This is a genomic window from Bradyrhizobium sp., from assembly GCF_049581145.1.
Taxonomy (GTDB): domain Bacteria; phylum Pseudomonadota; class Alphaproteobacteria; order Rhizobiales; family Xanthobacteraceae; genus Bradyrhizobium.
On sequence record NZ_JBAURI010000262.1, the window covers coordinates 1 to 2933 of the forward strand.

Annotated in this window: 3 protein-coding genes; 1 reads left to right on the forward strand and 2 read right to left on the reverse strand. The window is 64.9% G+C overall.

From position 1 onward, the window contains the following. A partial coding sequence (locus tag WCB02_RS08900; protein ID WP_423957590.1) for a magnesium transporter CorA family protein occupies positions 1-828 on the reverse strand: 828 nt, incomplete at its 3' end. A 327-nt stretch (positions 829-1155) separates the two neighbouring features. On the opposite strand from WCB02_RS08900, the gene WCB02_RS08905 reads away from it, so the two are divergent. Beyond that, positions 1156-1836 carry a L,D-transpeptidase gene (locus WCB02_RS08905; protein WP_423957593.1) on the forward strand — a complete coding sequence of 227 codons (681 nt, stop codon included), beginning with the start codon at positions 1156-1158 and terminating at the stop codon, positions 1834-1836. 28 nt (positions 1837-1864) lie between these two features. Here WCB02_RS08905 and WCB02_RS08910 read toward each other — a convergent pair. Next, positions 1865-2933 (reverse strand): extensin family protein (locus tag WCB02_RS08910; RefSeq protein ID WP_423957595.1); only part of this gene is annotated, 1069 nt, incomplete at its 5' end.

Here is a 2933-nt window from a genome sequence, read left to right on the forward strand (position 1 = left end):
CATCAGCACGACCGCCATCACAGAGAACAGCTTGATGATGTTGTTCTGCTCGAGATTGACGACGCCGAGCAAGGCATCAAGCACGAAGGTGATCTTGCCGGCGAGATAGGAGGCATGGTCGGCCAAGGACGCCACGTCGCGCTGCTGGGTCTTGAGCTGCTCGCGCATGTCCTTCGACCATTTGACGCCCTCCACCGCCGCCGACAGGAAGGCGACGACACGGCCGATCGAGACCAGGCTCTCGCGCACCTTGGAGGTGAGATCGCCCTTGCGGCCGATCGCGATCAGGATCTTCGAATAGCGCTTGGTGCCCCCGGTCCGCTCGCTCACGGGCTCGAAGATGTCGTGGGAGACCTGATCGACGTCGGAGCCCAGGCGCTCCAGGATGTCGGCCGAGCGGTCGATCACGGCATCGAGCAGCTCCATCAGCACGCTCTCGCCGATGATGCCGGAGGCGCAGGCGCGGGCGAGCTTGGCCTCAACCAGCGCGAACGGCCTGGGCTGGTCATAGCGCACGGTCACCAGCCGGTGGCCGGCCAGGATGAACGTCACCGGCGTGATGCGGGGCACTTCGCTGTCGGCGTGGCACATCAGCACCGCCGTCATGTAACGGGCGCCGTTCTCCAGATACAGGCGGCTGGAGATCTCGATCTCCTGCATGTCCTCGCGGGTCGGCACCGCGATCCCTGCCAGCCGCTCCACCGCCCGGTCCTCGGCCTGGGTCGGATTGAAGAGATCGACCCAGATCGCGGCCTCCGGGAGGGTGGCCAGGTCGTCGACGGCGACTTTCTTCAGGCACAATTCGCAGGGAACGAACACCGACAGCATCGGCGACTCCGGCAATACAGGGAACACGGCAAGCCGACCCGTTCTTAACAACCACCGGACGGTCCATCCAATGCCCCGCGGGGGCGCTGGCCATGAAACGAGCGAGAGCGTGTTCGCGGTGCATAATCCCGCCGCTTTGCCCAAGAAACCGGCCGAAACCTGCCCTGTTTGCGGCAAAAATGACACAACTACCGTCCCGCATCGCGGGACGGCCATCTGAGGTCTGGAATTGTCGGCGATTTCGACGATAATGAGCTGAACTGAATCATCGCGTTTCCGACGCAATCTTGGGTTAGGAACGCTTGGCTTTCAATTGGAAGTGAACCAATGTCGTCGCTGAAGGTGAAGTTAGGGCTCCTCGCCGCCGCGGGCCTGATGCTGTCGGGCTGCATGGAGGCCACGACCTACGAGGCGACCAATACGAACAGCTTCAAGCCGCACGACAAGGAGTTGCTCTCCAAGATCCGCTATACTAACGTACCGATTCCCGAGCCGTTCCGCCGCGCGATCGTCGACTATCACCGCAAGGAAGCGCCCGGCACCATCGTGGTCGATTCCGACAACCATTATCTCTATTACGTGCTCGATAACGGCAAGGCGATCCGCTACGGCATCACGGTCGGCGAGGAAGCCATGGCGTGGTCAGGCATCGCCAAGGTCGGCAGCATGACCGAGTGGCCGCCGTGGCACCCGACCAAGGGTGAGATCGAACGGCTCGGCGTACCGACCTTCGTGCCGCCCGGACCGGACAATCCGATGGGCTCGCGCGCGATGTATCTCTACTCGGGCGGTAAGGACACACTGTTCAGGATTCACGGCACCAACCAGCCGGAATATATCGGTGCGTCGATTTCCTCGGGCTGCATCCGCCTGACCAACGAGGACGCGATCGACCTCTACAACCGCGTCAAGGTCGGCACCATCGTGGTGGTGCTGGAGCCGCATCATGGCGACTCCCCGTTCAACTCGCAAATGGCACTGCAGGGCGGCGGCAACAGCGTTCAGTAGCGCGGGACGCGGGCCAAATCAGGTTTTCTCAAAAGCGCCGGCGTGACCGGCGCTTTTTTGTTGCGGGCTTGCTGGTCGCCGCCTTGCCCGGCGACAAGGTGGTCGCGGCCGGTCTGGTCGTTTGCTTGGCTTGATCCTGAGTCTTCTCCCGGACCTGCGGCCTGGTCTGGTCCCTGGCTCCATCCTTGGCTTTTTCCTTGGTTTCCGCCATGTCCGGTGCATCGCCTTCGGCGCCCCGCCTTGTCGCGGGCGCGGATCGGACGTCCGGCTTCGGCGTGACGGCATCCGGCTTTGTCTGATCGGCTTGGCCCGCCGCGACTTGCCGCGGCGGCGCCTCGTCGGGCCGCTTCTCGGGCAGCAGCGGCGCGATCTGCGGCAGCGGGTCCCAGACGTTCCACTGGCAGATCTTGTAGTTGTTGTGCCGCTGCATCAGGTCGAGATGGATATGGTCCTCATGGTATCCGTCCGAGCCTGGGCCCAGCACCGTCGTGAAGCGCGTGCAGGCCGAGTGCAACACGTCCTCGCGCAGCGAGCGCGGCACATCGCGATCGGTCAGGGTGATCGACTTGCCGTCCGCCAGCTGGAACGCATGCACATCGAGTGCGTTGGCGCGGCCGTGCTCGGATAAGGGCGCGCCCGCGATGCCGTTGCGACCGCGGCAGTCGAAGGAATCGAAATTTTCGAGACCGGAAATCTCACCCCCGGCGCTGGCTGCGAGCGGCGCGATGTCGGTCCTGACCCAGTCGACGATCGCCGTCGCCATGCTGCAGCGGAGCGTGGCGGCGGGATTGAGCGATACCCGATGCTGGTCCGGCAGCACCACCGCCTCCAGCCGCACCAGATCGTCGCCGCCGCAGGCGCCCGGGCCATTGATGGCGGGGATGCTGGGTGCAATCGCGATGTCCTCGGTCAGTGCCAACCGGCAGGCCGACGGCTGCGGCGCCGGAGGCCCGATCGGGGCGCCCTGCTCCACCGGCTGGTCCGGCGCGGCCTTCTTGTCGGGCCCGGTTCTGGTGTCGGACTCCTTGCTGCCGGGCCCGGTTTTGGCCGGCTGCATGGCTACAGGTGCCGCAGGCTCGACCGCCACCGCCGCGGGC